The organism is Zobellella sp. An-6 (genome assembly GCF_052487945.1).
The window spans coordinates 2,248,194-2,270,031 of record NZ_CP199259.1; the positions used below are offsets into that span (position 1 = coordinate 2,248,194).

Consider the following 21,838-nt stretch of genomic DNA (forward strand, 5'->3'; position numbering starts at 1 on the left):
ATACCGGCACGGACGGGAAAGTTCAAAGTCTGCGCGGCATTAATGGTTGGCCAGCACCGGCACCGACACCAGGGCCGGACAGGCACTCAGGATCACGCACCAGAAGGGGAGCTGCTGCCGGCTCCAGTATTCCGCCGTTTCATTCATGATGTCGAGCAGGGTCAGCCAGCCCGGCTGCTCGCGACAGACGAAGCCTTCCACCTGTTGCAGGCAGAGTACGACGCCCCGTTCGCCGACCAGCTCCGGCTCGGTCAGGGCATCGCTCAGGGCGTCCCAGTTATGTCCGAACCAGGCCGGCAGCGCCAGGGCACCGGCCAGTTGCAGCAGGCAGCCGGCCTTGGAGTCCACCCCGGCGAAGTCGATCGGATAGAAGCCCAAATCCAGCCGGCGGGCGGCCAGTTCCAGGGCCAGCAGGGACTGGGGCTCCAGGCAGCAGGCGCGGGCCGGGCCGGCCTTCAGCAGCCGGGTCAGTTCGGTTTCGTTCATGGTTAACCTTGAGTTCGGTAACACGGCGGTATGATGTTCGGTACAGTCCTGCCCCCTCGCCGGGGTGACGCATAGCCAGGGCGCCATCGGTTGAGCAGGAGCGACCGATGCCCGACGATGGCCTCCCCACCCAAGATGCTCGGCTCAGGCCACCCCTTCACTCGGCAAGCAGTGGACGCTACCGGGCTTCGTTATTCCACTTCCGGGGGAGAGGGCAATATCAGCACACCCTCGAACGGACTGCCAGTCGACCAGTTGCCTTCGACCACCGCGTCTGCCGCATCGAAAATGGTGTGGCCGCAGATGTTCATGGCAACAAACTTGTCCGGCCAGACGAGCAGTGCCGGCGAGTAAAACTTGCCAGCTTTGTCAATGAGCATCACTCTGCTGTTTGTTGGCAAAGAGGACAGCAACTCGATAAGCTCCCCTGCCGTCAATCCCTGGCTGATATCCATAGTGCCCTCCGTTGCGGGCAGCTTTCCCCGGAGCTCTAAGCATAGCCAAAGGCGCCAAATATTGAACCATATCAACAGCCCCCTCCGACCTGGCAACCGATGGGGCTCACTCGCGTTTCAGCTCAACAAAGCTGCGGTAGTGGTCTTGCGTATAATACCAGACCTCGGGCGGATGGCCTCCGGTCACCACCCGCCGGGGGCCGCGATGGCTCAGCCCGGGCGTGTCCACCGTGTATTCCCGGTAATAGCCCCGGGGCCGGGCCGGCAGCCGCCCTTCCCGGTTATGAAAGGTGGTGCCGTCCTGGCGGTAGGGAAAAGGGCCGCCCCGGTCGATAAGGCGCAGGGTCTCGGTAAGCTGCGGATGGCCAGCGGGGTCATAGCCCCCCGACCACAGGCCCTGGAGCAGCAGCGCCAGGCCGAGCAGCAGGGCGCCGCCCAGCAGGCGGAAGTTGAAGCTCCGTCTGCGTCCTCGCCTAGTCATTCAGCACCTCGGGATTGGCAATGTTCACCGGCCGGCCCTCGGCGTAGGCCAGGATATTATCGAAGGCCGCGCCGAAATATAGCTCGTAGCCGCCCTGCTCCACATACCCCAGATGGGGTGAACAGAGCGCATTGGGCAGGGTCAGCAACTGTTGCAGCTGCTCACCGTCCGGCTCCTGCTCGTAGACGTCCAGGGCGGCAAAGCCCGGGCGGCCGGCACTCAGCGCCGCCGTCAGGGCACCGGGCTCGATCAGTTCGGCCCGGCTGGTGTTGACCAGCAGCGCGTCCGGTTTCATCCGGGCCAGGTCGGCGGCCCTAACCCGATGACGGGTCGCCTCGTTCAGCCGCAGGTGCAGGCTCAGCACATCGCTGCTGGCGAAAAAGGCGGCCTGGTCGGGGGCGGCCATCAGGCCGTCGTTTCTGGCCTGCTGCCGTGAGGCTTCACTGCCCCACACCTGCACCTGCATGTCGAACGCCTGACCGAAGCGGGCGATGCGCCGCCCTATCTTGCCGTAACCCCAGATACCGAGGGTTTTGCCGGACAGGGCACGCCCCAGCCCCAGTCCGCCGTTCTGCTGCCAGTGGCCCGCCTTGAGCGCGCTGCAATAGGGCAGCAGTTGCCGGCTGGCCGCCATGATCAGGGCCCAGGTCAGCTCCGCCGGCGCCACCGGTGATCCCACCCCCTCCGTCAGGGCCACGCCGGCCCGGGTGCAGTCCTGCAAGCGGACATGGTGGCTTATCTTGCCGGTCTGGCTGATGAGCCGAAGCCGCGGCAAGCGGGCCAGCAGCTCGGCGTTTATCTCGGTGCGCTCCCGGATCAGCACCAGGGCCTCGAAGGGGGCGAGCCGCTCGGCCAACAGCGCCAGGTCGTTGCAGTGGTCGGTGAACACCGTCACCTGGTGGCCGGCCAGGCGGGAAAAGCAGGGCAGGCTTCTCACCAGATCCTGGTAATCGTCCAGTATGGCTATCTTCATGGCATGTCCTTGTGGTTGGGAATGGGCGGCGTTTTTTTATATCATACAAGGCCTTTTTCACGTCACCCCCATGGAGAGCATGGTGCACTCAGACTACATCACCGCCGAACTGGTCGCCGAGGTGGAGGCCATCGCCCGGGACGCCGGCGCCGCCATCATGGCCATCTACGGCCGGGACTTCTCGGTCGAGGAAAAGGCCGACAAGTCTCCCCTGACCGAGGCGGACGCCGCCGCCCATCAGCTTATCGCCGGTCGCCTGGCCGCCCTGCCCCTGCCACTGCCGCTGCTGTCGGAGGAAGACACCGGCCACTTCGCCGGCCCCGACACCCGGGGGCGCTACTGGTTGGTGGATCCCCTCGACGGCACCAAGGAGTTCATCAAGCGCAACGGCGAGTTCACCGTCAATATCGCCTTGATCGAGCAGGGCCGGCCTGTGCTGGGCGTGGTCTATGCCCCGGCGCTGGGGCTGTGCTACAGCGCCGCCCGCGGCCTGGGCGCCAGCAAGGTGGACGCCGAGGGTCAACGCCGGTCCATCCGGGTGGCCGAGCACCGGGCGGGCACGCCCTGGCGCATCGTCGGCAGCCGCTCCCATGCCGGCGAGGAAATGCCGCGCCTGCTGGCCAGGCTGGGCGAGCACGAACTGGTGCCCATGGGCAGCTCCCTCAAGCTGTGCCTGGTGGCGGAAGGGGCGGCCGACGCCTATCCCCGGCTGGGCCCCACCTGCCTGTGGGACACCGCCGCCGCCCATTGCGTGGCGGAGCAGGCCGGCGGGCGGGTGGTGCAGCTGGACGGCACCCCGCTCGGCTACGCCCATCCCGAACAGCCGCTCAACCCCCATTTTCTGGTACTGGGCCAGAGCGAGCAGGACTGGACCACCCTGTTCTGATACGACAAGGCCGGGGAAACCCGGCCTTGTCTTGATCACAACGTCGTGGTCATGACCGCATCAGTCAGCCAAAGAGCCCACTCCGCCGACACGCCGTCAATCCATCCCTGGAGGCTCCGCCGCGCCCTCCCTGGCGCGGAGGGTCGGCGGAGCCGTTCCCTTTGTCCGCCTGTTTGAGCATGGGCGTTGCCTGTCCAGATAAGCCTGAGGGTTGGTCAACAGTCCAAGGCCGGGGAAACCCGGCCTCGGTTTACATTCCCCCTCAGCGGGCAACCAGCACGTCGCAGGGGGGCATGCTCAGGAAGCTCATGGCGATGCTGCCGATCAGCAGCCGGCTGATGCCCTGGCGGCCGTGGGTCCCCAGCACCAGCAACCGGGGCTGGTGCTTGCTCACCGCGTTATTCAGGCAGGCCTGGGTCTCGCCGGCCATGATCTCGGTACTGATCCGGCTTTGATCGTCGTCGGCCAGAAAGTGGGCCATCTCGGTTTTGACCTCATGCTCGATGCGCGCCTTCTGGTGATCCCGCAGGGTTTCGACGTCCAGCTGGTCGTGGCGGATAAAGCCCATGAAGGGCGGCTCGAACACATGCACCAGGCGCACCTGGGCCTTGGGCGCCAGCTTCAGGCCGGCCTGCAGGGCATGATGGGAGCTGCGGGAAAAGTCGGTGGCGGCCAACACCTGCTGGTAAGGCTGGTCGGGATCGCCCGCCACCATCAGCAGGGGAACGTCGCAATGACGCAGCAGGCGCTCGGCGGTGGTGCCGAGGAAGAGATCCCGCATCGGCTCCATGTGATGCTTGCCCACGATGACCAGATCGGCCTTGAGTTCGGCAGCTTTTCTGGCCAGTGCCCGGTCCGGCTTGCCCAGCAATACGTGCCGCTCGCTGTCGGGCTTGATCTCGCCGGGCAAACCATCGAAGAAGCCATCCAGGGCGGTTTCCGCCGCCTGTTTCAAGCGATGCCGTACCGGTATCTCCACCAGGGGCTCGTAGAGCGTCAGGGCATCGTCCACCACATGTACCAAGTGCAGGCTGGCCTTGAGCTGTAATGCCAGCTCGGCAGCCCTCTTCACCACCCGTTTGGAATCCTGCTCCAGATCGACGGCGACAAGCAGCGTTTTCATCTTGGCTTTCCTTCTCGACAGAGGGAGCGCTCGCAGGCAACTCCTTGATTGGCCTAACATGAAGCATTCCCGCTTTTGGTGACAAAAGCAAATGCCGGCGGTGCGCTGTGCCGCAAGTCCGTCATCGAGGCAGCCGGTCTCGATAGCACCTCGAGCGAGCGGCTCCAGCCGCCGCGCCGGCTTTTGATTCTCCTCGACCGCCCTTTGGTTTACACTAGCGCCCTTTCAGGTTCAATTTTTCGGGAATTTCAGTGTTAACAGCAGAAATCGCCATGCGCTGGCTCACCGCCGGCTATATCGACCATTACATCTGTGAAAACTGCCACGGCATCCATCTGTCCGAGCTGCAGGGTCTGGATGGCGTGCTGGAAAGCCGGCTGTTCGTTGAGCATGAGGACGCCATCATCACCACCGAAGTCGAGATCCGGCCCACCGCCCTGCTGGCACTGGTGGCCGATCTGGGCCGGTTGAACATGAACTACCCCAGCCTCAAGGTGTTTGTCGACATCGTCGACGACAACCTGCCCCGCCTTATCGTGGCGGACTACCTGCATACCCAGGCCGGCCTGGAGCAACACCAGTTCCTGTGGATAGTGCAGCAGACCATGCTGGCCACCCAGCAACTGGTACAGGAAATCACCGAACTGGGCTTTCTGATGCAGGACGAACCGCAGAGAATGCCTTCGGCTGTGCATTAAGCCCGCAGATTGCGCAGGCTTCGAGCACTTGCACAGACACCCGCTAAAAAGCCTTGAACAACCGCCGGCAAGTCGTTACATTACGCCCCGTTCCCAAGCGGGGCCGGTGAAGGTAACACCGATAACAAAAAACGCCGCGACAATTTGGTGAGGTGTCCGAGTGGCTGCCAAGAGGCGAAGCCGGGGCAAAAGCACGCAGCGTGCTGCGTCAGCCCGAGGACAGTCATACAAAGATGAAAAACCGGTGACGGTAACACCGATACAAAAAACGCCGCAACAATTTGGTGAGGTGTCCGAGTGGCTGAAGGAGCACGCCTGGAAAGTGTGTATACGGCAACGTATCGAGGGTTCGAATCCCTCCCTCACCGCCAGATTGAAACCCCGAGCAGAGATGCTCGGGGTTTTTTCGTTACTGCTCAGCCGGCGCTGCGCCCGAACAGCCCCCGGTACAGTCCGCGAAGCCCGCGTTGCAGGGTCCAGAGGACCCCCAGGCTCCACACCAGGAAGGATCCCAGCCACAGCAGCAGGGAGGCCATCAGCAGCGACAGCCGGTAGAGGCCCTTGCCCGCATCCGGCAGTAGCCGTAGCACCCCGCGGTAGCCACCGCGATACCCCGACGACACCTGCTCCAGCCGCAACAGCTCCCGCACCGAATCGGCCCGCCCAAGGGAGTCCATCGCGCCCCGCGCACCGCCGTGGCCGGCGATGTTGCGCACCGCCCGACCGGTGGAGGCCAACTGCCCGGCCGCATCGGTGCCGACGATGCGCCCGGCCGCCAGCGCCAGCTCATCGAGTTCCGCCCGGCCCAGTTGCTTCAACTCCAGCCGCCCCAGGCGCTGGCCCAGCTCCCGTGCCGCCCGGCCGTCGATGGCATCCCGGCTCAGGCGGTAGAGTTGCTCCCCCAGTTGCCGGCTCATGCGACCGCTCTTGCGGGCCACCTTCAACAGCGACAGCCCGGCCCGGGCCGGGGTTGTGGCACCGCCGCTGGCCAGGGTCAGGGCGCTGAGCCCGAGGCCGGTGCCGGCCAGGGCCAGCAACAGGGGATCGTGATCCGGCCAGGCCAGGCCTTCACGGGCCAGATCCCGCAGATCCCCCAGCAGGGTCAGATCGGTGATCACCGCCGCCGCCATGCCTTCGGCGCTGTCGGCCCGACCGGTGCTGAGCCCCTGCCAGATGTCCCCGGCGGAGCGCAGCATCCGGGCCTGCCAGCGATCGGCCGCCTGCAACCGGGCGACCAGGCTCTCGTCCAACGCCACGCCTTGCTCCTGCGCCAATTGATAGAGGGCGAGGGCCAGCTCCAGGTCCTCCTCCTGCAGCGCCTGCTCCATCGCCACCGCGTAGCGGGCCGCCGGCAGCCACTGCAGGCGGAACTGCACCATGGTGAGGGGGTCTCCCTGCAGCCAGAAGATCCGTGCCGCGTCCCGGGCCTGGGGCAGCACGGTGCCGGCGCTCAGCACCAGGCCGGACAGCATCATCACGAACAAGAGTCTTTTTATCAGCCTCATCACCGCCGATACCGAGTGGATCATCCCATCCCCTATTATCGTTGCCCGGGACAGCGTTCGGAAAGAGGTCATGCGGGCGGATGTCGGAGCCCCGCAGAAAGATTATTTTATTTGACGTACAGTTTTTCTCACTGGCGACCAGGGCCGCTATGGGTGTACATAGGCGCTCCTACTGGAGGGTTTACCGCTTGAATACCGTGTCGCAGCTAGAACAAGTCTTTGATGAGGTGGTGGACGCCATCGCCGGGCCGGGTATCGGCATCTTCCCCGGCTTCCTGGACGCGGCGCGGGTCGCGGCCCTGCTCCACGACTTCACCACCCTGCCGCCCTGGCAGCTCACCCCCGCCGGCATCGGCCGGGAGCAGGCCCACCATACCAATGAGCGCATCCGCACCGACAAGACCCGCTGGCTCGAGGGCGACAGCCCGGCTCAGCGTGACTACCTGGCGCTGATGGCCGGCCTGCAGCGGCAGGTGAACCGCCAGCTGTTCATGGGGCTCAAGGACTACGAGTGCCATTATGCCCGCTACGACGAAGGCGACTTCTACAAGAAACACCTGGACGCCTTTCGTGGCCGTGGCAACCGCCGCCTCACCACAGTGCTCTATCTCAACGAACACTGGCGGGATAACGATGGCGGAGAACTGCTGGTCTATCCGGAGAAGGGTCAGGAAACCTTGCATCGGGTGCGACCCGAGGCCGGCACACTGGTGTGCTTCCTGTCGGAGCGGTTTCCCCACGAAGTGCTGCCGGCCCGGCGGGAGCGGCTGAGCATCGCCGGCTGGTTCCGTATCGACGACCCCCTGGCGCCGGCGGTGCTGCGGTAGGTTCCGTCGGTCCCCCAACCAGCCTTTCACTCAGAGAAACAGCCTGGCAATGTCCGCCGTGGCACCTGTACCCACGGTGTCGCCATGTTCCGCCAGCCAGGCGCAGGCCCGGGCCCGGCCCTGATCACGCAGCATCTCCAGAAACGACCGGCTGGTCGTCAGCTTGGATTCCATCGCCAGCCGGCCGACCAGATCCCCGGTATCGATCAGATGCATCCTGGTGCGGGCAAGGCGTCGTTCCAGCCGTCCCCCCGGCCACAGCGTCCGGCGGGAAAACTGACGCGCCAGCGCCAGGCTGTGCAGCTCACGCAGCAAGGTGCTCTTGAACGCCAGCTCCTGGGTGCGATGGTGAATTTCCTCATGGGTCAACGGGAGTTGCGTATGTTCGAAGGGACTGAGCAATACCAGCAGGATATCCGCCGAGGACGCCTCGTAAACCAGGGGAAAGATAGCCGGATTGGCGGCAAAGGCGCCGTCCCAATACGGCTCGCCATCGATCAATATCGCATGGTGCAGGGTCGGCAGGCAGGCAGAGGCCAGCAACATGTCCGCCATCAGCTCGGCCGTCCGGAACAGCCGCAACCTGCCGGTATTGGCATGAGTGGCGGCGATGAACAGTTTCAGCGGGCAATGCTCACGCAACCGGTCAAAATCGATTTGCCGACTGACAATATCCCGTAATGGATTGATACCATAAGGATTAAACTGTTGTGGTGAAAATTGCTGCGTCCAATACAGGATGATCCTGATGGCGGTGGCCAAGCGGCCGCTTTCACTGTCGGCGCCGGCATTGAGCATGGGGGCGCAGTCGGCGACGTCTTCCCAGAAACGGGCCAGCGCCTCCCGGGCGCCCTCGTTGCCGCCCTGCAGCAGGCCGTGGGCCAGTACCACGGCGTTCATGGCGCCGGCGCTGGTTCCGCTGATCCCTTCTATGACAAAGCGGCCGTCTTCCAGCAGGGCGTCGAGTACACCCCAGGTAAAGGCGCCGTGGGCGCCGCCGCCCTGAAGGGCAAGGCTGACGGAACGACGCCGAGATGAACGAAACAGCATAAAAGCCTCCGAATGGTGCCAGGCTCCCGCCGTGCCACTGCCGCGGTGCCTTGGCAACCGTAGTTCCTCACTGCCTGCCCCGATAAGTCACCGGTGCCAGGACTGCACGGGCGGACAGGCCTGCTACCGGAACCCATCCTCCTGTACCATAGCCTCCCCCGCACATCGCTTTGATGACAGCGGCGGAACAAAGGCCCGCCAACCCGGATGAAGGCTGGCAAACCGGCCGGCAAGCTCGCCGCCAGCCGGGCCCCGGATGACCCAGCCCGAACATTTTTAACGAATAATCAATATAACGGCACTTTAATTATCCATTTACCAAATAAATCCTCTTTTAATACGGAATAAAAGTTTAGTTACCTTTTTTTATAAATTTTCTTCATTTCCGCTTTTCATCCCGGTTTGACTCTGGCAACCTTCGTTCATTCATGTAGATCAGCACGTTAAGGACAAGCCCCCATGTGTTCCATTTTCGGTATTCTCGAACTCAAATCCGAACCCGCCGCCCTGCGCAGCCGCGCCCTGGAATTATCCAAGCTGTTGCGTCACCGCGGCCCCGACTGGTCCGGGGTGTACAGCAGCGACAACGCCATACTGGTGCATGAGCGCCTGGCCATCGTCGGCCTGGACAGTGGCGCCCAGCCGCTGCTGAACCCGGCCAAGACCCACGCCCTGGCGGTGAACGGCGAGATCTACAACCACAAGGAGCTGGAAGCCGGCCTTACCTGCGGATTCGAGTTCCAGACCAAGTCCGACTGCGAGGTCATCCTCGGCCTCTATCAGGAAAAAGGCCCCGAATTCCTCGACGACCTCAACGGCATCTTCGCCTTCGTGCTCTATGACCAGGAGAACGACGCCTATCTCATCGGTCGTGATCACATGGGCATCATCCCGCTCTACACCGGCCACGACGAGCAGGGCAACTTCTACGTTGCTTCCGAGATGAAGGCGCTGACCCCGGTGTGCAAGACCATCAGCGAATTCCCCCCCGGCCACCTGCTGTACAGCAAGGAAGGCCAGCCGCGCCGCTATTACCAGCGCGACTGGGAGAGCTACGACGCGGTCAAGGACAATGTCTCCAGCGTGAGTGAGCTGCGCGAGGCGCTGATGGCGGCGGTCAAGCGCCAGCTGATGTGCGACGTGCCCTACGGCGTGCTGCTGTCCGGCGGCCTGGACTCCTCCATCATCTCGGCCGTGGCCAAGATCTACGCCGACCGCCGGGTCGAGGACGACGACAACAGCGAGGCCTGGTGGCCACGCCTGCACTCCTTCGCCGTGGGCCTGGAAGGCGCCCCGGATCTGGTGGCGGCACGCAAGGTGGCGGACCACCTGGGCACGGTGCACCACGAGCTGCACTACACGGTGCAGGAAGGCCTGGACGCCCTCAAGGACGTCATCTACCACCTGGAAACCTACGACGTCACCACGGTGCGCGCCTCCACCCCCATGTACCTGATGGCCCGCCGCATCAAGGCGATGGGCATCAAGATGGTGCTCTCCGGCGAAGGCTCCGACGAGCTGTTCGGCGGCTACCTCTACTTCCACAAGGCGCCCGACGCCCGGGAGTTCCACGAGGAGACGGTGCGCAAGCTCAAGGCGCTGCACATGTTCGACTGCCTGCGCGCCAACAAGTCCATGGCAGCCTGGGGGGTCGAGGCCCGGGTGCCTTTCCTCGACAAGGAGTTCATGGACGTGGCCATGCGCCTGAACCCGGCCGACAAGATGTGCGGCAACGGCAAGATGGAAAAGCACATACTGCGCGAGGCCTTCAGCGACCTGCTGCCCCACGAGGTGGCCTGGCGCCAGAAGGAGCAGTTCTCCGACGGCGTGGGCTACTCCTGGATCGACAGCCTCAAGGCCATGGTGGAAGAGCAGGTCACCGATCAGATGATGGCCACGGCGGCGTTCCGCTTCCCGCTGAACACCCCGGTCACCAAGGAAGCCTACTACTACAGATCCATCTTCGAGGGCCACTTCCCTCAGGATTCCGCCGCCAACTGCGTACCCTGTGGGCCTTCCGTGGCCTGCTCCACCCCCAAGGCGCTGGAATGGGACGAGCAGTGGAAGAACATGGCCGACCCCTCCGGCCGTGCGGTCAAGGGCGTGCACACCCAGTCCTACTGACAGCCGAAGCCCCCCGCGTGGGGGCTTTCTACTTGCACCCCCTGCCGCCGGGCTTACCTTGCGCGTCCCGCTCAGAACTCGGTGATCACGGTCACGCCGGTTCCTTCAAATTTATCCATGTTCATCAGCGCATCAATTGACTGTTCCAGATTGATGGTGTTGCCAATGAGTTTTTCGGGAGCCAGTTTCCCCGATTGCAACATGGCGAGCATGGCGTCATAACGATGTGCCTGCATGCCGTGGCTACCCAGTATTTCAAGCTCGTGGGCGATCACTTTGCTCATGGGAATGGCCGGCGTGCTGTTTTCCGCCAGCATCAGCCCAACCTGTACGTGCTTGCCGCGTTTGCGCAGGTTGCTGATTGAATTGAAGCATGTTGTGGGATGCCCCAGCGCATCCAGGGAAACATGCACACCGCCCCGGCTGATCTCGATAACCGCTTCTGCAACATTGGCGACCCTGGTCGCGTTCAGGGTGGCGACCGCCCCCAGGGTACGGGCCAGCTCGAGCTTTTCGTCGGAGATGTCAACGGCAATGACATGGGCGCCGACCGCATTGGCGATCATGATGGCTGACAGGCCGACCCCTCCACAGCCGTGCACCGCCACCCATTGCCCGGCGGAAGTTTTCCCCTGGTCGACGACGGCGCGGAACGAGGTAACAAAGCGGCAGCCCAAGCTGGCGGCCGTGGCAAAGTCCAGCGTCTCCGGCAACGCCACCAGATTGATGTCCGCCTGGTGAATCCCCACATACTGGGCAAAGGATCCCCAGTGGGTGAAGCCGGGCTGAAACTGCCTGTCACAAACCTGCTGGTTCCCGGAATGGCACTCGGGGCAAGTGCCGCAGCCCCCCACGAAGGGGACCGTGACGCGGTCGCCGATTTTCCATTTACTCACGTCCTTGCCGACCGCCTCGACGATGCCGGCCAGCTCATGCCCCGGAACATGGGGGAGCTGAATATCGGGATCATGGCCAACCCAGCCATGCCAGTCGCTCCGGCATACACCGGTCGCCATCACCTTCACGACCACGCCATGCGTTTCCGGTGCCGGGTCCGGGAGCTGCTGTACCCGGGGTGGAGCGGAAAAGGTTTCATAAACCACTGCCTTCATAAAACACTCCTTTTGCAAAAAACTCTTCCACTATAATGCGCCCTTGCTGAAATTACCTTTCTGTTTAAATTGACCAAATGACAGAAATTGAAATACTCTTTCCCGATACCCGATATGCTTGCAAGGACGTATCCAGATGGACGCGCTTGACAAAATTGATGTCGCCATAGCCGATCGGCTGCAGCAGGATGGAAGGCTGTCCAACGCCAGGCTGGCCGAGCAGCTCGCGCTGAGCGAGGCGTCGTGCTGGCGCCGCCATAAACGCCTGGAGGAGTCGGGCGTTATCGAAGGCTACCAGGCCATTCTGAACCGGCGTAAGCTGGGAGGAGGCGTACTGGCCTTTGTGCAGCTCACTTGCACACAGCATAGCGAGGAGGTGACGGCAGAGTTCGAGAACATCATCCAGGCATGCTCCCGCGTGCTCAGTTGCCACAATACCACCGGAGAGGCGGATTTTTTGTTGCAGGTCGTCGCCAAGGATCTCGATGATTACAGCCGGTTCGTCGAGCAGGTGCTGAGAAAACTGCCCGGCGTGTCGAGCATCCGTTCAAATATTTCCCTGCGGGAAATGAAAGCAACAAACAGGCTACCCATTTCAGAGTTGCTCGTAACCTGACCCCGGGCAGCCCACCTCGGGGACACGTTTTCGCACGACAGTCCGCGGCGCCGAGCAGGCTGGGCCGGCGCGACGGCTTGTTAACCCCCGCCGCCCGGTTTACACTGCCCGCCCGTTCCGCTTTGCCCAAGAATCCATGTCTTCCCATCCCGGCGGCGCCCAGGTGCTGCGACAACAGGGTTTTCTGCCCTTTCTGATCGCCCGGCTGGCGGCGGTGTTCGCCATGCAGATCCAGGCGGTGGTGGTGGCCTGGCAGGTGTACGACCTGACCCGGGATCCCCTGGCCCTGGCCTACGTGGGTCTGGCCCAGTTCATTCCCATGCTGCTGCTGTTGCTGCCGGCCGGTGATCTGGCCGACCGCCACTCCCGCAAGCGCCTGCTCGCCGGCAGCTGGCTGGTGCAGGCCCTGTGCAGCGCCCTGCTGTTGATGCTGTCGCTCTCCCCCCAGCCGGACGTGCGGCTCTACTACGCCGTGCTGGTGCTCTACGGCTGCGCCCGGGCCTTCACCGGCCCCACCCTGCAAAGCCTGCTGCCGCAGATAGTGCCCCGCGACCAGCTGGCCCGGGCCATCGCCGTCAACAGCATGATCATGAAGCTCGCCGTCATCGGTGGCCCCTTAATCGGCGGCCTGCTCTACGCCCTGGGCGGCAGCCTGGCCTATGGCGTTTGCCTCGGCGCCTTTTTGCTCGCCCTGGTGCTGCTGGCCCCGGTGCAAACCCGCTACGCCGGTGGCGCCAAACCGCCGGAAGCCGCCGCCTGGCACCGCTTCACCGCCGGCATCGGCTACATCCGCTCGCGCCCCATCATCCTCGGCGCCATCTCGCTGGACCTGTTCGCGGTGCTGCTCGGCGGCGTGGTGGCGCTGTTGCCCATCTACGCCCAGGAGGTGCTGATGGTGGGACCGGAGGGCCTGGGCGCCCTGCGCAGCGCCATCGCCCTCGGCGCCCTGCTGATGGGAGTGGTGCTCAGCACCTGGTCGCTCAACCGCCGGGTGGGGCCGGCCATGTTTATCGCCGTCCTGGTGTTTGGCGTGGCCAACCTGGTATTCGCCTTCTCCACCCTGTTCTGGCTGTCCTTCGCCGCCCTGCTGGTGGCGGGCGCGGCGGACATGATCAGCGTCTATATCCGCTCCACCCTGATCCAGCTGGCCACCCCGGACGAGATGCGCGGCCGGGTCAGCGCGGTGAACATGCTGTTTATCGGCTCCTCCAACGAGCTGGGGGAATTCCGCGCCGGCACCAGCGCCGCCTGGTTCGGCACCGTGCCCGCCGCCGTCATCGGCGGAGTCTCCACCCTGGCGGTGGCCGGCACCTGGATGTGGGGCTTCAGGGCCCTGCTGCGGGTCGACCGGTTCGGCGACATCGAGCCCCAGGCCACCCCGGCTCACCAGGGCCAGGTCGTCCGGCCCCAGGGATGACAACGGCCGGCGCCGTCGGGACTCAGTCGAAATACCATTCCCAGCGGATGCTGGCGATGCGATCGCCCCGCAGCCGGAAGGTCACGCTTTCGGTGGTTTCGGCGGACTGGTAGCGCAGCAGTTGCGGCCCCTCACGGGCCGGCCGTCCCAGCTCGGCCACCAGCCCCGCCCGGCCGGCACCGATGTTCATGAAGGGCGGCAGCCCCGGCTGGGGACCGGACACCTCCAGCAGTATCGGCATGCCGTTGGGGTTGGCCGCCGCCTCCGACAGATAGGTCTGCGCCACCCATCCCGGACAGCGCAGGGTTTCCACCTCGTCGATAAGGGCGGGCACATGGGGGTTTTCCACCTGCCGGTAGCTGAGCTGGGGCCGATCGCATTCCCGGGCCAGCAACCGCTCGGCAATATCGTTCAGTTGCCTCATGGCCTGCTCCTGCTGGCTGGCGCAACCGGCCAGGGGAAGCAACAACAGCCACCAGATATGACGTTTCATGCGACACCTCCCGGCTCTCCCCAGAGCATAATCCCAGTCCGGCGCCTTTGCATACCGGGGCGTCCAAAGGCTTCTGTCCCCCGGGGCGGATATGGTAGTGTGGCCCATTCCCAGCCATCCAGGTATCAAGCGGACGTGAAATTTCAAGACCCCGTAACGGCGGACCTGCCGGTCGAACGGCTGATGCAAACCGGGCTGCTCAGCTGCGGCCCCGACACCCCGCTGCGCGAGGCGGCCGAGCGCATGGCGTCGCGCCGCTGCAGCTCCATGCTGATCATGGAAGGCGACCGGCCCCTGGGGATCTGGACCGAACGCGACAGCCTGCGCCTCGACTTCAGCGACCCCCAGGCCCTGCTCACGCCCATAGGCCGGGTGATGAGCAGCCCGGTCAGCCAGCTGCACCTTGCCACACCCATGGCGGAAGTGATCACCCGTTTTCGCACCGAAGGACACCGGCACTTCCTGGTAGTGGACGACCAGGGCCGGCCCCGGGGCATCGTCTCCCAGACCGACCTGGCGCTGAAGCAGGGCCTGGAGCCCTACCTCGGCCTGCGCGAGGTGCATGAGGCCATGGACACGCAGCCCCTGACGGTGGCGGGGGAACTGCCTCTGGCACGGCTGGCGGCCAGCATGTACCAGGCCGGACAGGACGCCGCCGTGGTGGCCTGCACCGACGGCGGCTACGGCATCCTCACCGAACGGGACATGGTCCGCTTCGTCGCCCGCCATCCGGGCAACACCCCGGTCGCTGGCCTGGCCAGCCGGCCGCTGCTGACCGTGAACCGGGACGATACCCTGCTGCGCGCCCGGGACCTGCTGATCGACCACCGGGTGCGCCACCTGGCGGTGCTGGACGGCGGCAACCGGGTGGTGGGCCTGCTCGGCTTTCGCAACATCCTCGACGGCGTCGAACAGCGCTACCAGCAGCAGCTGCGCCAGGCACTGGAGCAACGCGACCGGGCGCTGAACCACTCCCGGCTGAACCTGGAGCTGGCCGAGCGGGTGATAGAGGCTTCCCTCGAAGGCATCATCATCACCGACGCCGAGGGCCGTATCGAATTCGTCAACCCGGCCTTTTCCCACACCACCGGCTACAATCCGGAAGAAGTGCTGGGCCGCACCCCGGCGGTGCTCTCCTCCGGCCGCCACGACGGTGCCTTCTACGCCGAGATGTGGCGGACGCTGCGGGAAAAAGGCTACTGGCGCGGCGAGATCTGGAACCGGCGCAAGAGTGGCCAGCTCTATCTGGAACTGCTGACCATCACCGCCATCCGCGATGGCGAGGGGCAGACCAGCAACTATGCCGCCCTGTTCACCGACATCACCCATATCCGCGAAAACGAGGATCAGATCCGCCGGCTGGCCTATTACGATCCCCTCACCCGCCTGCCCAACCGCCGCCTGCTGGAGGATCGGCTGGAGCTGGCCATCCGCCACGCCCACCGCCACCAACGGCGGCTGGCGGTGCTGTTCATCGACCTGGATCACTTCAAGCAGGTCAACGACAGCCTGGGCCATGCCGCCGGCGACGAGCTGCTGCTCGAGGTGTCCCGCCGCCTCGGTGGCCGGTTGCGGGAGGACGATACCCTGGCCCGACTGGGGGGCGACGAGTTCATCGTGCTGCTGCCCGACCTGGAGGAGGCGGACGAAGTCACCCGCGTCGCCCGGCGCCTGATCGACGCCATCGGCGAGCCCTTTCACATCGGCAAGCAGAGCTTCCGCATCGGCTGCAGCCTCGGCATCAGCCTCTACCCCGACGACGCCAGCGGTGCCGAGGAGCTGGTGCACCACGCCGATGCCGCCATGTACCGGGCCAAGCAGGAAGGACGCAACGGCTACCGGTTGTTCCGCCGGGACATGGGCCTGCAGGAGCACCGCTGGTTGCAGATGGAAACGGCCCTGCGCGACGCGGTGGAAAGCGGCGAGGGCCTCATCCTGCATTACCAGCCCCAGGTCGAGCCCGGCAGCCGGCAAGTGCGGGCCGCCGAGGCCCTGGCCCGCTGGCAGCACCCGGAGCTGGGCGCGGTGTCGCCCGCCGACTTCATCCCCCTGGCCGAACGCGCCGGGCTCATGGTTCCCCTGGGCCGGCGGCTGATGCGCATGGCCGCCGCCCAGTTGCGCACCTGGCTCGACGAGGGACTGGCGCCGGTACCGGTGTCGGTCAACCTGTCGGCCCAACAGTTCTGGCAGCAGGATCTGGTGGCCGAGGTCAGCGGCCTGCTCGCGACTCACCGGTTGCCGGCCGGGCTGTTCGGCCTGGAACTGACCGAGAGCATGCTGCTCGACAAGCAACAGCAGGCGGGGCAGTTGTTGCAGGCGCTGCGCGAGCTGGGCTGCCCGGTGGCCATCGACGACTTCGGCACCGGCTATTCGTCGCTCAGCTACCTGCACGCCCTGCCGGTCACCAGCCTGAAGATAGACAGATCCTTTGTCCACCGGCTCGGCCAATGCCGCAGCAGCGCCGCCGTGCTGGCGGCGGTGACCGGGCTGGCCCGGGAGCTGGAGCTGCAGGTGGTGGCCGAAGGAGTCGAAACCCCGGCACAGCTCGAGGCCCTGGGGCGCTATCCCCTGACCCTGGTACAGGGCTGGCTCACCGGCCGGCCCATGCCGGCGGCCGACTTCGCCGCCTGCTGCCTGAGGCCGACGGACCCTATCCGGCCGGCGCCGACGTCCTGATCCTGTCCATCCCGAGCGAACCATGCCATGACCCACCTCATTTTCCGTGCCGCCCCGTTGCTGGCCAGCTTGTTCACCATCTCCGCCTGGGCAAGCCAGTTGGTCGTCCTGCCCGATGGCCGGCAGGCCGTGCTCCATGACGATTTCACCTGGTCCTATGTGGCGCCAGCCGACCAGGCCGATTTGCCCCTGCCGCTGCCACCTCCGGCGACGCCGGCAGGGGTCCTGGTCGAACCCGGCACCGACAAAAACCTGCTGCAGCTCGACAAGGGCGGTATCGAAGTGCTGCTGCAGCCCGCCCGCTACCATCGGGAACACCTGATCATTCCGGTCCGGCTCGCCAACCAGAGCGGCAAATCGGTGGTCTCGGTGGTGGTACGGCTGCGGCTCACCGACGTCGATGGCCGGACGCTGGCCGAAGGAGAACATCGGCTCTGGACCGCCATCAAACGCCTGCCGGAGAGCTACCTCCGGCCTGGCAGCAGCCAGGAGGGCAAGGACATCGAGCTGAAGGTGCCCCGGGCCGACCGTTATCAGCTGACCGCGGAAATAGGCTCGGTGGAATATTGGTAAAACGGGGACAGTACTGAGGCAACCCCATCCGGTTAGGACAAGGCTCTGAATCTTTGGCCATTTTATGCTAGAGCACCATATAGTTTGAAACTTAGGCGGCTCTGATACGCCTTTGATCGAAGGCATTGTTGATTTTGGCGAGGCAGAAGCCGTCGGCCAAAGGGTGTTACTCCTCCGGCACGCCGTCGGGCCTGATACTCGCCATTTCGGCCTGCTGCGAACATTCACTGGATGTTCGGTCAGGCCGAAATGGCTCGTCACGGCGAGCAAGCTCGCCCCATGGGGGCTCCGCCGCGCCCTCCCTGGCGCGGAGGGCCGGCGGAGCAGTGCTCTTTGTCCTCCCTATCGCACTGCAGCTGCCTGCTGGCACCACCCTCAGATGGCGTCAGCACTTGAAAGAGGCAACAGACAACAAATAGCTAATTGGGCGATGCCACCCAGGCCATTACCGGGCTGCTGGTCAATTATCACTTCTGAGCCGGTGCCGCCCGCTCAGAGCGCCACCGCCGCGCCGCTGACCCGGATGCCGCCCGCGGCCGGTACCCTCACCCGCAGCTCACTGGGCCGGCCCATGGCCTCGCCCTGGCGGATCAGCAGCTCGCCCGGTACCGGCATCAGCCCCGCCGCCCGCAGGTAGCCGCCCAGGGCCGCGGCCGCCGCCCCGGTGGCCGGATCCTCCACCACGCCACCCACCGGGAAGGGATTGCGGGCCTGGAACACCAACTCCCCCTCCCGGTATACCAGCTGCAGGGTGACCAGGCCGGCGTCTTCCATCAGCGCCTTCAGCCGCTCGACGTCGTAGTCCAGCCGGGCCAGGCGCGCGGCCGAGTCCGCCGCCAGCACCAGGTGCCAGGCCCCGGCATAGGCCAGCATCGGCGGCAGCCCCGGATCCAGCTCCTCGGGACGCCAGTCCAGCGCCTTGAGCACCTTCTCCAGCCAGCCGGGCGGCACCGCCTTCTGCTCCGGCTCGACCGAGGTCAGCGCCGCCAGCCACTGTTCGCCGTCCCGGAACACCTCGACCGGCACCTCGCCCACCGCCGTCTGCAGCCGGTAGCGGCCGGCGCCCGCCGTCTGGCCCAGCACCACGCCGGCGGCGATGGTGGCGTGGCCGCAGAAGCTGATCTCCCGGAGCGGGCTGTAATAGCGGATATGGCGCTCGGTTCCGTCGAGCGGCGCCACGAAGGCGGTTTCCGAATAGCCGACCTCGGCGGCGATGCGCTGCATGGTGGCGGCGTCGGGCAGGGTCTCGCCCAGCCAGACCCCGGCGGGATTGCCGCCGGCCGGGCTGGTGCTGAAGGCCGCCAGGCGATAAAGGGGCTCGTTCATCGATCATTCTCCTGTGGTGGTGACAGGCGCATTCTGACATTAGCCATCCTTAAGACAACTGCTATATTCTAGCCCTAAGACTTAGCTGAGTTTACCCTTAAAGATGCCCACATCCCCACCCCTCAACACCCTGCGCGCCTTCGAGGCCGCGGCCCGGCTCAACAGCTTCAGCGCCGCGGCGGGTGAGCTCCACCTGACCGCCGCCGCCATCAGCCACCGCATCAAGGAGCTGGAGCAGGCCCTGGGCGTGCCGCTGTTCATCCGCCAGGCGCGGGGCGTGCGCCTGACCGAGGCCGGGCGCCGCTACCAGGCCAGGATCGCCGACGCCTTCGGCATCATCGCCAGTGCCACCACCGAGCTGAGCCAGCCCCCGCTGGCCGGCCCCCTGCTGCTCTCCCTGCCCCACGGCTTCTGCCGGCACTGGCTGCTGCCGCGCCTGGCCGGGCTGCTCGCGCGTCATCCCGGGCTGAGACTGACCCTGCAGGCCGAAGACCGGCTGGCGGATCTGCGCACCGGCCAGGCGGATCTGGCCATCCGCTTCGGCGCCGGTGACTACCCGGGGCTGCATACCGAGCTGCTGCTGGACGATGCCGTTACCGTGCTGGCCGCCGCCCGACTGCTCGACCGCCATCCTCACCGTCGCCCCGCAGATTGGCTGGCCGACACCCCCCTGCTGGACGATACCGGCGTCCGGGCCACCGAGCCCTGGAGCGGCTGGCGCCCCTGGCTGCGGGAGGCCGGGGTCGAGGCGGCCGGCACCATCGGCGTGACCGATGCGGGCCTCGCCCTCGACGCCTGCCGTCAGCGGCTGGGGCTCTGTCTGGGCCGCTGGTCCCTGGCCCAGCCGCTGCTGCAGGCGGGTGAACTGCGCCCCCTGCTGCCCTGGCGCGGCACCGACTTCGCCTATTACCTGCTGAGCCGCCCCGGCGAGGAGGACAACCCCCGCATCCGGGCCCTGCGGCTCTGGCTGCGGGAGCAGGCCGCGCTGTTCGCCCGGGAGCCACGACCCTCGCCATAATTTACTGCTCCTAATAGCACCACAGCGACCGAGCACCGCACGCAGACACGCCGAGAGGACATGACACTCGCGGTTTCAGCCTGCTGCGAACATTCACTGGATGTTCGGTCAGGCTGAAACCGCGAGTCACGACGAGCAAGCTCGTCCCCTTGGGGCTCCACCGCGCCATCCCTGGCGCGAAGGGTCTGCTTAGCAACACCCGGTCGCTGTCAGCAGGGATCTGTTATTCGAAACAGCTATTTAGTCCGGTGGAGCCTTGCCCCGCCCTGGCCTACGCTTAAGCCTATATGACACCGGCTCCGGGCCCCGCCCGTCCGCTAGCGTTGCGAGGCGCCCCATGCTCGACTTGCCCGTTCGTCTGCTGCTGATCGAAGACAACCCGCTCCATCGCCGGCTGATCCAGCAATTGCTCACGGCCGATCCCCAGCTGCAGTGCGAGGTGGAGGCGGTGGAGCGGCTGGCCGACGGCCTCGCCTGCCTGGCCCGCAACGACGTGGACCTGGTGCTGCTCGACCTGGTGTTGCCCGACAGCCAGGAGCTAGAAACCCTGCTGCGGGTGCGCCTCGCCGCGCCCCAGGTACCGGTGGTGATCCTCACCAGCCTGGACGACGTCAAGCTGGCGGCGCGGGCGGTGGAGTCCGGCGCCTACGACTACCTGGTCAAGTCCAACCTCAAGAGCACCGCCCTCAGCCGCTCCATCCGCTATACCCTGTCCCGGGCGCGGGCCCGGGGCGGCGAGTGGGACTCGCCCATGTTCCGCCTGGCCCAGCAACAGTTCCTCAAGGCCGCCCAGTACATGGATCTGGACGACAATATCCGCCAGCGGCTGCTGTTTCCCCAGCGCACCCAGGTGGTGTCCTTCCCCTTTTTCCGCGACGATCGCAGCCAGGTCGAGACGGTGTTCGGCTACCGGGTGCAGCACGTGCTGTCCATGGGCCCCACCAAGGGCGGTATCCGCTACCACCAGGACGTGGACCTGGGCGAGGTGGCGGCCCTGGCCATGTGGATGACCTGGAAGTGCGCCCTGATGAAGCTGCCCTTCGGCGGCGCCAAGGGCGGGGTGCGGGTCGATCCCACCAGCCTGAGCAAGCGCGAGCTGCAGCGCCTGACCCGGCGCTACACCGCCGAGATCATCGACATCATCGGCCCCGACAGGGACATTCCCGCGCCGGACATGGGCACCGACGAGCAGGTGATGGCCTGGCTGATGGACACCTACAGCCAGCAGGTGGGCCACGCGGTGCCAGCGGTGGTGACCGGCAAGCCGGTGGTGCTGGGCGGCTCCCTGGGCCGCAAGGAAGCCACCGGCCGCGGCCTGGTCTACCTGATCAAGGCCTCGGCCGAGCACCTGGGGCTGGATCTGTCCAAGTCCCGCGCCGTGGTGCAGGGCTTCGGTAACGTGGGCAGCTACACCGCCCGCTTCCTGGCCGAGGCCGGAGTCAAACTGGTCGGGGTCAGCGACGTCTCTACCGGCCTGTTCAATCCCGCCGGCCTGTCGGTGGACGCCCTGCTCGCCCATGTGGCCGAACACCGGGTGCTGGCCGGCTTCCCGGATGCCGAAGCGGTCAGCAACCAGGAGCTGCTCGAGCTCGACTGCGACGTGCTGGCACTGGCGGCGCTGCAGAACCAGGTGACGGTGGAAAACGCCGACAGGCTCAAGTGCCGGTTGCTGGCGGAAGGGGCCAACGGTCCCACCATGCTGGAGGCCGACGACATCCTGTTCGAGCGGGGCATCTTCGTGCTGCCCGACATCCTCGGCAACGCCGGCGGCGTGACCGTGTCCTACTTCGAATGGGTGCAGGGCATACAGAACCTGACCTGGACCCTGGAAGAGATCAACGCCCGGCTGCAGACCATACTGCTGGACGCCTTCCACCGCACCCTCAAACGGGCCGGTGAAAACCACATCGACATGCGCACCGCGGCCCTGATCGAGGGTGTTTCCCGGGTGACCGAGGCCAAGCTGCTGCGCGGCGTCTTTCCCTGAGCACGGGAGCGA

20 protein-coding genes and 1 tRNA gene are annotated in these 21,838 nt (G+C 65.5%); 11 read left to right on the forward strand and 10 right to left on the reverse strand.

Annotated elements, in window-relative coordinates; translation table 11 throughout:
• Window positions 1–39: 39 nt before the first annotated feature.
• The 4 genes from ACT7DK_RS10470 to ACT7DK_RS10485 all read right to left on the reverse strand — a co-directional run bounded on the left by ACT7DK_RS10470 (window position 40) and on the right by ACT7DK_RS10485 (window position 2,395).
• Window positions 40–486, reverse strand: a complete 447-nt coding sequence (locus ACT7DK_RS10470; protein ID WP_445398880.1) for a barstar family protein — start codon at window positions 484–486, stop codon at window positions 40–42.
• Window positions 487–677: 191 nt separating this feature from the next.
• The gene (locus ACT7DK_RS10475) at window positions 678–941 is read right to left on the reverse strand and encodes a hypothetical protein (RefSeq protein WP_445398882.1); all 264 of its coding nucleotides are present in this window, start codon (window positions 939–941) and stop codon (window positions 678–680) included.
• A gap of 106 nt (window positions 942–1,047) precedes the next feature.
• Window positions 1,048–1,422: a ribonuclease domain-containing protein gene (locus tag ACT7DK_RS10480; protein ID WP_445398884.1), complete on the reverse strand. Its 375-nt coding sequence runs from the start codon at window positions 1,420–1,422 to the stop codon at window positions 1,048–1,050.
• On the reverse strand, window positions 1,415–2,395 hold the full coding sequence (locus tag ACT7DK_RS10485; protein ID WP_445398886.1) for a D-2-hydroxyacid dehydrogenase family protein: 981 nt from the start codon (window positions 2,393–2,395) through the stop codon (window positions 1,415–1,417). The genes ACT7DK_RS10480 and ACT7DK_RS10485 overlap by 8 nt, the downstream gene beginning before the upstream one ends.
• 79 nt (window positions 2,396–2,474) lie before the next feature.
• Between ACT7DK_RS10485 and cysQ the strand changes: the two genes are divergently transcribed.
• Window positions 2,475–3,281: a 3'(2'),5'-bisphosphate nucleotidase CysQ gene (cysQ, locus tag ACT7DK_RS10490; RefSeq protein WP_445398888.1), complete on the forward strand. Its 807-nt coding sequence runs from the start codon at window positions 2,475–2,477 to the stop codon at window positions 3,279–3,281.
• 262 nt (window positions 3,282–3,543) lie between these two features.
• Here cysQ and ACT7DK_RS10495 read toward each other — a convergent pair whose 3' ends face one another.
• A complete protein-coding gene (locus ACT7DK_RS10495; RefSeq protein ID WP_445398890.1) occupies window positions 3,544–4,404 on the reverse strand; it encodes a universal stress protein in 861 nt (286 codons plus the stop codon).
• 272 nt (window positions 4,405–4,676) lie between these two features.
• Here ACT7DK_RS10495 and ACT7DK_RS10500 point away from each other — a divergent pair, with 272 nt between their 5' ends.
• Window positions 4,677–5,102 carry a YbjN domain-containing protein gene (locus tag ACT7DK_RS10500; RefSeq protein ID WP_445402326.1) on the forward strand — a complete coding sequence of 142 codons (426 nt, stop codon included), beginning with the start codon at window positions 4,677–4,679 and terminating at the stop codon, window positions 5,100–5,102.
• 283 nt (window positions 5,103–5,385) lie between these two features.
• Window positions 5,386–5,473 (forward strand) — tRNA-Ser (locus tag ACT7DK_RS10505).
• A 45-nt stretch (window positions 5,474–5,518) separates the two neighbouring features.
• Here the strand turns inward: ACT7DK_RS10505 and ACT7DK_RS10510 are convergent.
• A complete protein-coding gene (locus ACT7DK_RS10510) occupies window positions 5,519–6,631 on the reverse strand; it encodes a hypothetical protein (RefSeq protein WP_445398892.1) in 1,113 nt (370 codons plus the stop codon).
• 164 nt (window positions 6,632–6,795) lie between these two features.
• Here ACT7DK_RS10510 and ACT7DK_RS10515 point away from each other — a divergent pair, with 164 nt between their 5' ends.
• Window positions 6,796–7,434, forward strand: a complete 639-nt coding sequence (locus ACT7DK_RS10515; protein ID WP_445398894.1) for a 2OG-Fe(II) oxygenase — start codon at window positions 6,796–6,798, stop codon at window positions 7,432–7,434.
• A 30-nt stretch (window positions 7,435–7,464) separates the two neighbouring features.
• On the opposite strand, the gene ACT7DK_RS10520 is transcribed toward ACT7DK_RS10515, so the two are convergent.
• The gene (locus tag ACT7DK_RS10520) at window positions 7,465–8,484 is read right to left on the reverse strand and encodes a patatin-like phospholipase family protein (RefSeq protein ID WP_445398896.1); all 1,020 of its coding nucleotides are present in this window, start codon (window positions 8,482–8,484) and stop codon (window positions 7,465–7,467) included.
• 459 nt (window positions 8,485–8,943) lie between these two features.
• Here ACT7DK_RS10520 and asnB point away from each other — a divergent pair, with 459 nt between their 5' ends.
• A complete protein-coding gene (gene asnB / locus ACT7DK_RS10525) occupies window positions 8,944–10,608 on the forward strand; it encodes an asparagine synthase B (protein ID WP_445398898.1) in 1,665 nt (554 codons plus the stop codon).
• 71 nt (window positions 10,609–10,679) lie between these two features.
• Here asnB and ACT7DK_RS10530 read toward each other — a convergent pair whose 3' ends face one another.
• Window positions 10,680–11,720 carry a zinc-dependent alcohol dehydrogenase family protein gene (locus tag ACT7DK_RS10530; protein ID WP_445398900.1) on the reverse strand — a complete coding sequence of 347 codons (1,041 nt, stop codon included), beginning with the start codon at window positions 11,718–11,720 and terminating at the stop codon, window positions 10,680–10,682.
• Window positions 11,721–11,856: 136 nt separating this feature from the next.
• Between ACT7DK_RS10530 and ACT7DK_RS10535 the strand changes: the two genes are divergently transcribed.
• Both ACT7DK_RS10535 and ACT7DK_RS10540 read left to right on the forward strand, forming a co-directional pair.
• Window positions 11,857–12,336 (forward strand): Lrp/AsnC family transcriptional regulator, encoded by a 480-nt coding sequence (locus ACT7DK_RS10535; protein WP_445398902.1) that lies wholly within the window; start codon window positions 11,857–11,859, stop codon window positions 12,334–12,336.
• 136 nt (window positions 12,337–12,472) lie between these two features.
• On the forward strand, window positions 12,473–13,753 hold the full coding sequence (locus ACT7DK_RS10540; RefSeq protein WP_445398904.1) for an MFS transporter: 1,281 nt from the start codon (window positions 12,473–12,475) through the stop codon (window positions 13,751–13,753).
• Window positions 13,754–13,775: 22 nt separating this feature from the next.
• Here ACT7DK_RS10540 and ACT7DK_RS10545 read toward each other — a convergent pair whose 3' ends face one another.
• Window positions 13,776–14,246: a hypothetical protein gene (locus tag ACT7DK_RS10545; protein WP_445398906.1), complete on the reverse strand. Its 471-nt coding sequence runs from the start codon at window positions 14,244–14,246 to the stop codon at window positions 13,776–13,778.
• A 135-nt stretch (window positions 14,247–14,381) separates the two neighbouring features.
• On the opposite strand from ACT7DK_RS10545, the gene ACT7DK_RS10550 reads away from it, so the two are divergent.
• Both ACT7DK_RS10550 and ACT7DK_RS10555 read left to right on the forward strand, forming a co-directional pair.
• The gene (locus ACT7DK_RS10550; protein ID WP_445398908.1) at window positions 14,382–16,922 is read left to right on the forward strand and encodes an EAL domain-containing protein; all 2,541 of its coding nucleotides are present in this window, start codon (window positions 14,382–14,384) and stop codon (window positions 16,920–16,922) included.
• 27 nt (window positions 16,923–16,949) lie between these two features.
• Entirely contained in the window at window positions 16,950–17,495 is a 546-nt protein-coding gene (locus ACT7DK_RS10555; RefSeq protein ID WP_445398910.1) for a DUF3157 family protein, read from the forward strand.
• 492 nt (window positions 17,496–17,987) lie between these two features.
• On the opposite strand, the gene ACT7DK_RS10560 is transcribed toward ACT7DK_RS10555, so the two are convergent.
• Window positions 17,988–18,821, reverse strand: a complete 834-nt coding sequence (locus tag ACT7DK_RS10560; RefSeq protein ID WP_445398911.1) for a PhzF family phenazine biosynthesis protein — start codon at window positions 18,819–18,821, stop codon at window positions 17,988–17,990.
• Between the two features lie 103 nt (window positions 18,822–18,924).
• Here ACT7DK_RS10560 and ACT7DK_RS10565 point away from each other — a divergent pair, with 103 nt between their 5' ends.
• Together ACT7DK_RS10565 and ACT7DK_RS10570 are read left to right on the forward strand one after the other, a co-directional pair.
• Window positions 18,925–19,839, forward strand: coding sequence for a LysR substrate-binding domain-containing protein (locus tag ACT7DK_RS10565; protein WP_445398913.1), 915 nt, complete (start codon window positions 18,925–18,927; stop codon window positions 19,837–19,839).
• A 337-nt stretch (window positions 19,840–20,176) separates the two neighbouring features.
• Window positions 20,177–21,826: a Glu/Leu/Phe/Val dehydrogenase dimerization domain-containing protein gene (locus ACT7DK_RS10570; RefSeq protein WP_445398915.1), complete on the forward strand. Its 1,650-nt coding sequence runs from the start codon at window positions 20,177–20,179 to the stop codon at window positions 21,824–21,826.
• The last annotated feature ends 12 nt before the right edge of the window (window positions 21,827–21,838 follow it).

What these genes read in the sequence shown, in the direction of transcription:
- ACT7DK_RS10470 (WP_445398880.1), bottom strand. Translation starts at nt 486, where the DNA reads ATGAACGAAACCGAACTGACCCGGCTGCTGAAGGCCGGCCCGGCCCGC.
- ACT7DK_RS10475 (WP_445398882.1), bottom strand. Translation starts at nt 941, where the DNA reads ATGGATATCAGCCAGGGATTGACGGCAGGGGAGCTTATCGAGTTGCTG.
- ACT7DK_RS10480 (WP_445398884.1), bottom strand. Translation starts at nt 1,422, where the DNA reads ATGACTAGGCGAGGACGCAGACGGAGCTTCAACTTCCGCCTGCTGGGC.
- ACT7DK_RS10485 (WP_445398886.1), bottom strand. Translation starts at nt 2,395, where the DNA reads ATGAAGATAGCCATACTGGACGATTACCAGGATCTGGTGAGAAGCCTG.
- cysQ (WP_445398888.1), top strand. Translation starts at nt 2,475, where the DNA reads ATGGTGCACTCAGACTACATCACCGCCGAACTGGTCGCCGAGGTGGAG.
- ACT7DK_RS10495 (WP_445398890.1), bottom strand. Translation starts at nt 4,404, where the DNA reads ATGAAAACGCTGCTTGTCGCCGTCGATCTGGAGCAGGATTCCAAACGG.
- ACT7DK_RS10500 (WP_445402326.1), top strand. Translation starts at nt 4,677, where the DNA reads ATGCGCTGGCTCACCGCCGGCTATATCGACCATTACATCTGTGAAAAC.
- ACT7DK_RS10510 (WP_445398892.1), bottom strand. Translation starts at nt 6,631, where the DNA reads ATGATCCACTCGGTATCGGCGGTGATGAGGCTGATAAAAAGACTCTTG.
- ACT7DK_RS10520 (WP_445398896.1), bottom strand. Translation starts at nt 8,484, where the DNA reads ATGCTGTTTCGTTCATCTCGGCGTCGTTCCGTCAGCCTTGCCCTTCAG.
- asnB (WP_445398898.1), top strand. Translation starts at nt 8,944, where the DNA reads ATGTGTTCCATTTTCGGTATTCTCGAACTCAAATCCGAACCCGCCGCC.
- ACT7DK_RS10530 (WP_445398900.1), bottom strand. Translation starts at nt 11,720, where the DNA reads ATGAAGGCAGTGGTTTATGAAACCTTTTCCGCTCCACCCCGGGTACAG.
- ACT7DK_RS10535 (WP_445398902.1), top strand. Translation starts at nt 11,857, where the DNA reads ATGGACGCGCTTGACAAAATTGATGTCGCCATAGCCGATCGGCTGCAG.
- ACT7DK_RS10540 (WP_445398904.1), top strand. Translation starts at nt 12,473, where the DNA reads ATGTCTTCCCATCCCGGCGGCGCCCAGGTGCTGCGACAACAGGGTTTT.
- ACT7DK_RS10545 (WP_445398906.1), bottom strand. Translation starts at nt 14,246, where the DNA reads ATGAAACGTCATATCTGGTGGCTGTTGTTGCTTCCCCTGGCCGGTTGC.
- ACT7DK_RS10555 (WP_445398910.1), top strand. Translation starts at nt 16,950, where the DNA reads ATGACCCACCTCATTTTCCGTGCCGCCCCGTTGCTGGCCAGCTTGTTC.
- ACT7DK_RS10560 (WP_445398911.1), bottom strand. Translation starts at nt 18,821, where the DNA reads ATGAACGAGCCCCTTTATCGCCTGGCGGCCTTCAGCACCAGCCCGGCC.
- ACT7DK_RS10565 (WP_445398913.1), top strand. Translation starts at nt 18,925, where the DNA reads ATGCCCACATCCCCACCCCTCAACACCCTGCGCGCCTTCGAGGCCGCG.
- ACT7DK_RS10570 (WP_445398915.1), top strand. Translation starts at nt 20,177, where the DNA reads ATGCTCGACTTGCCCGTTCGTCTGCTGCTGATCGAAGACAACCCGCTC.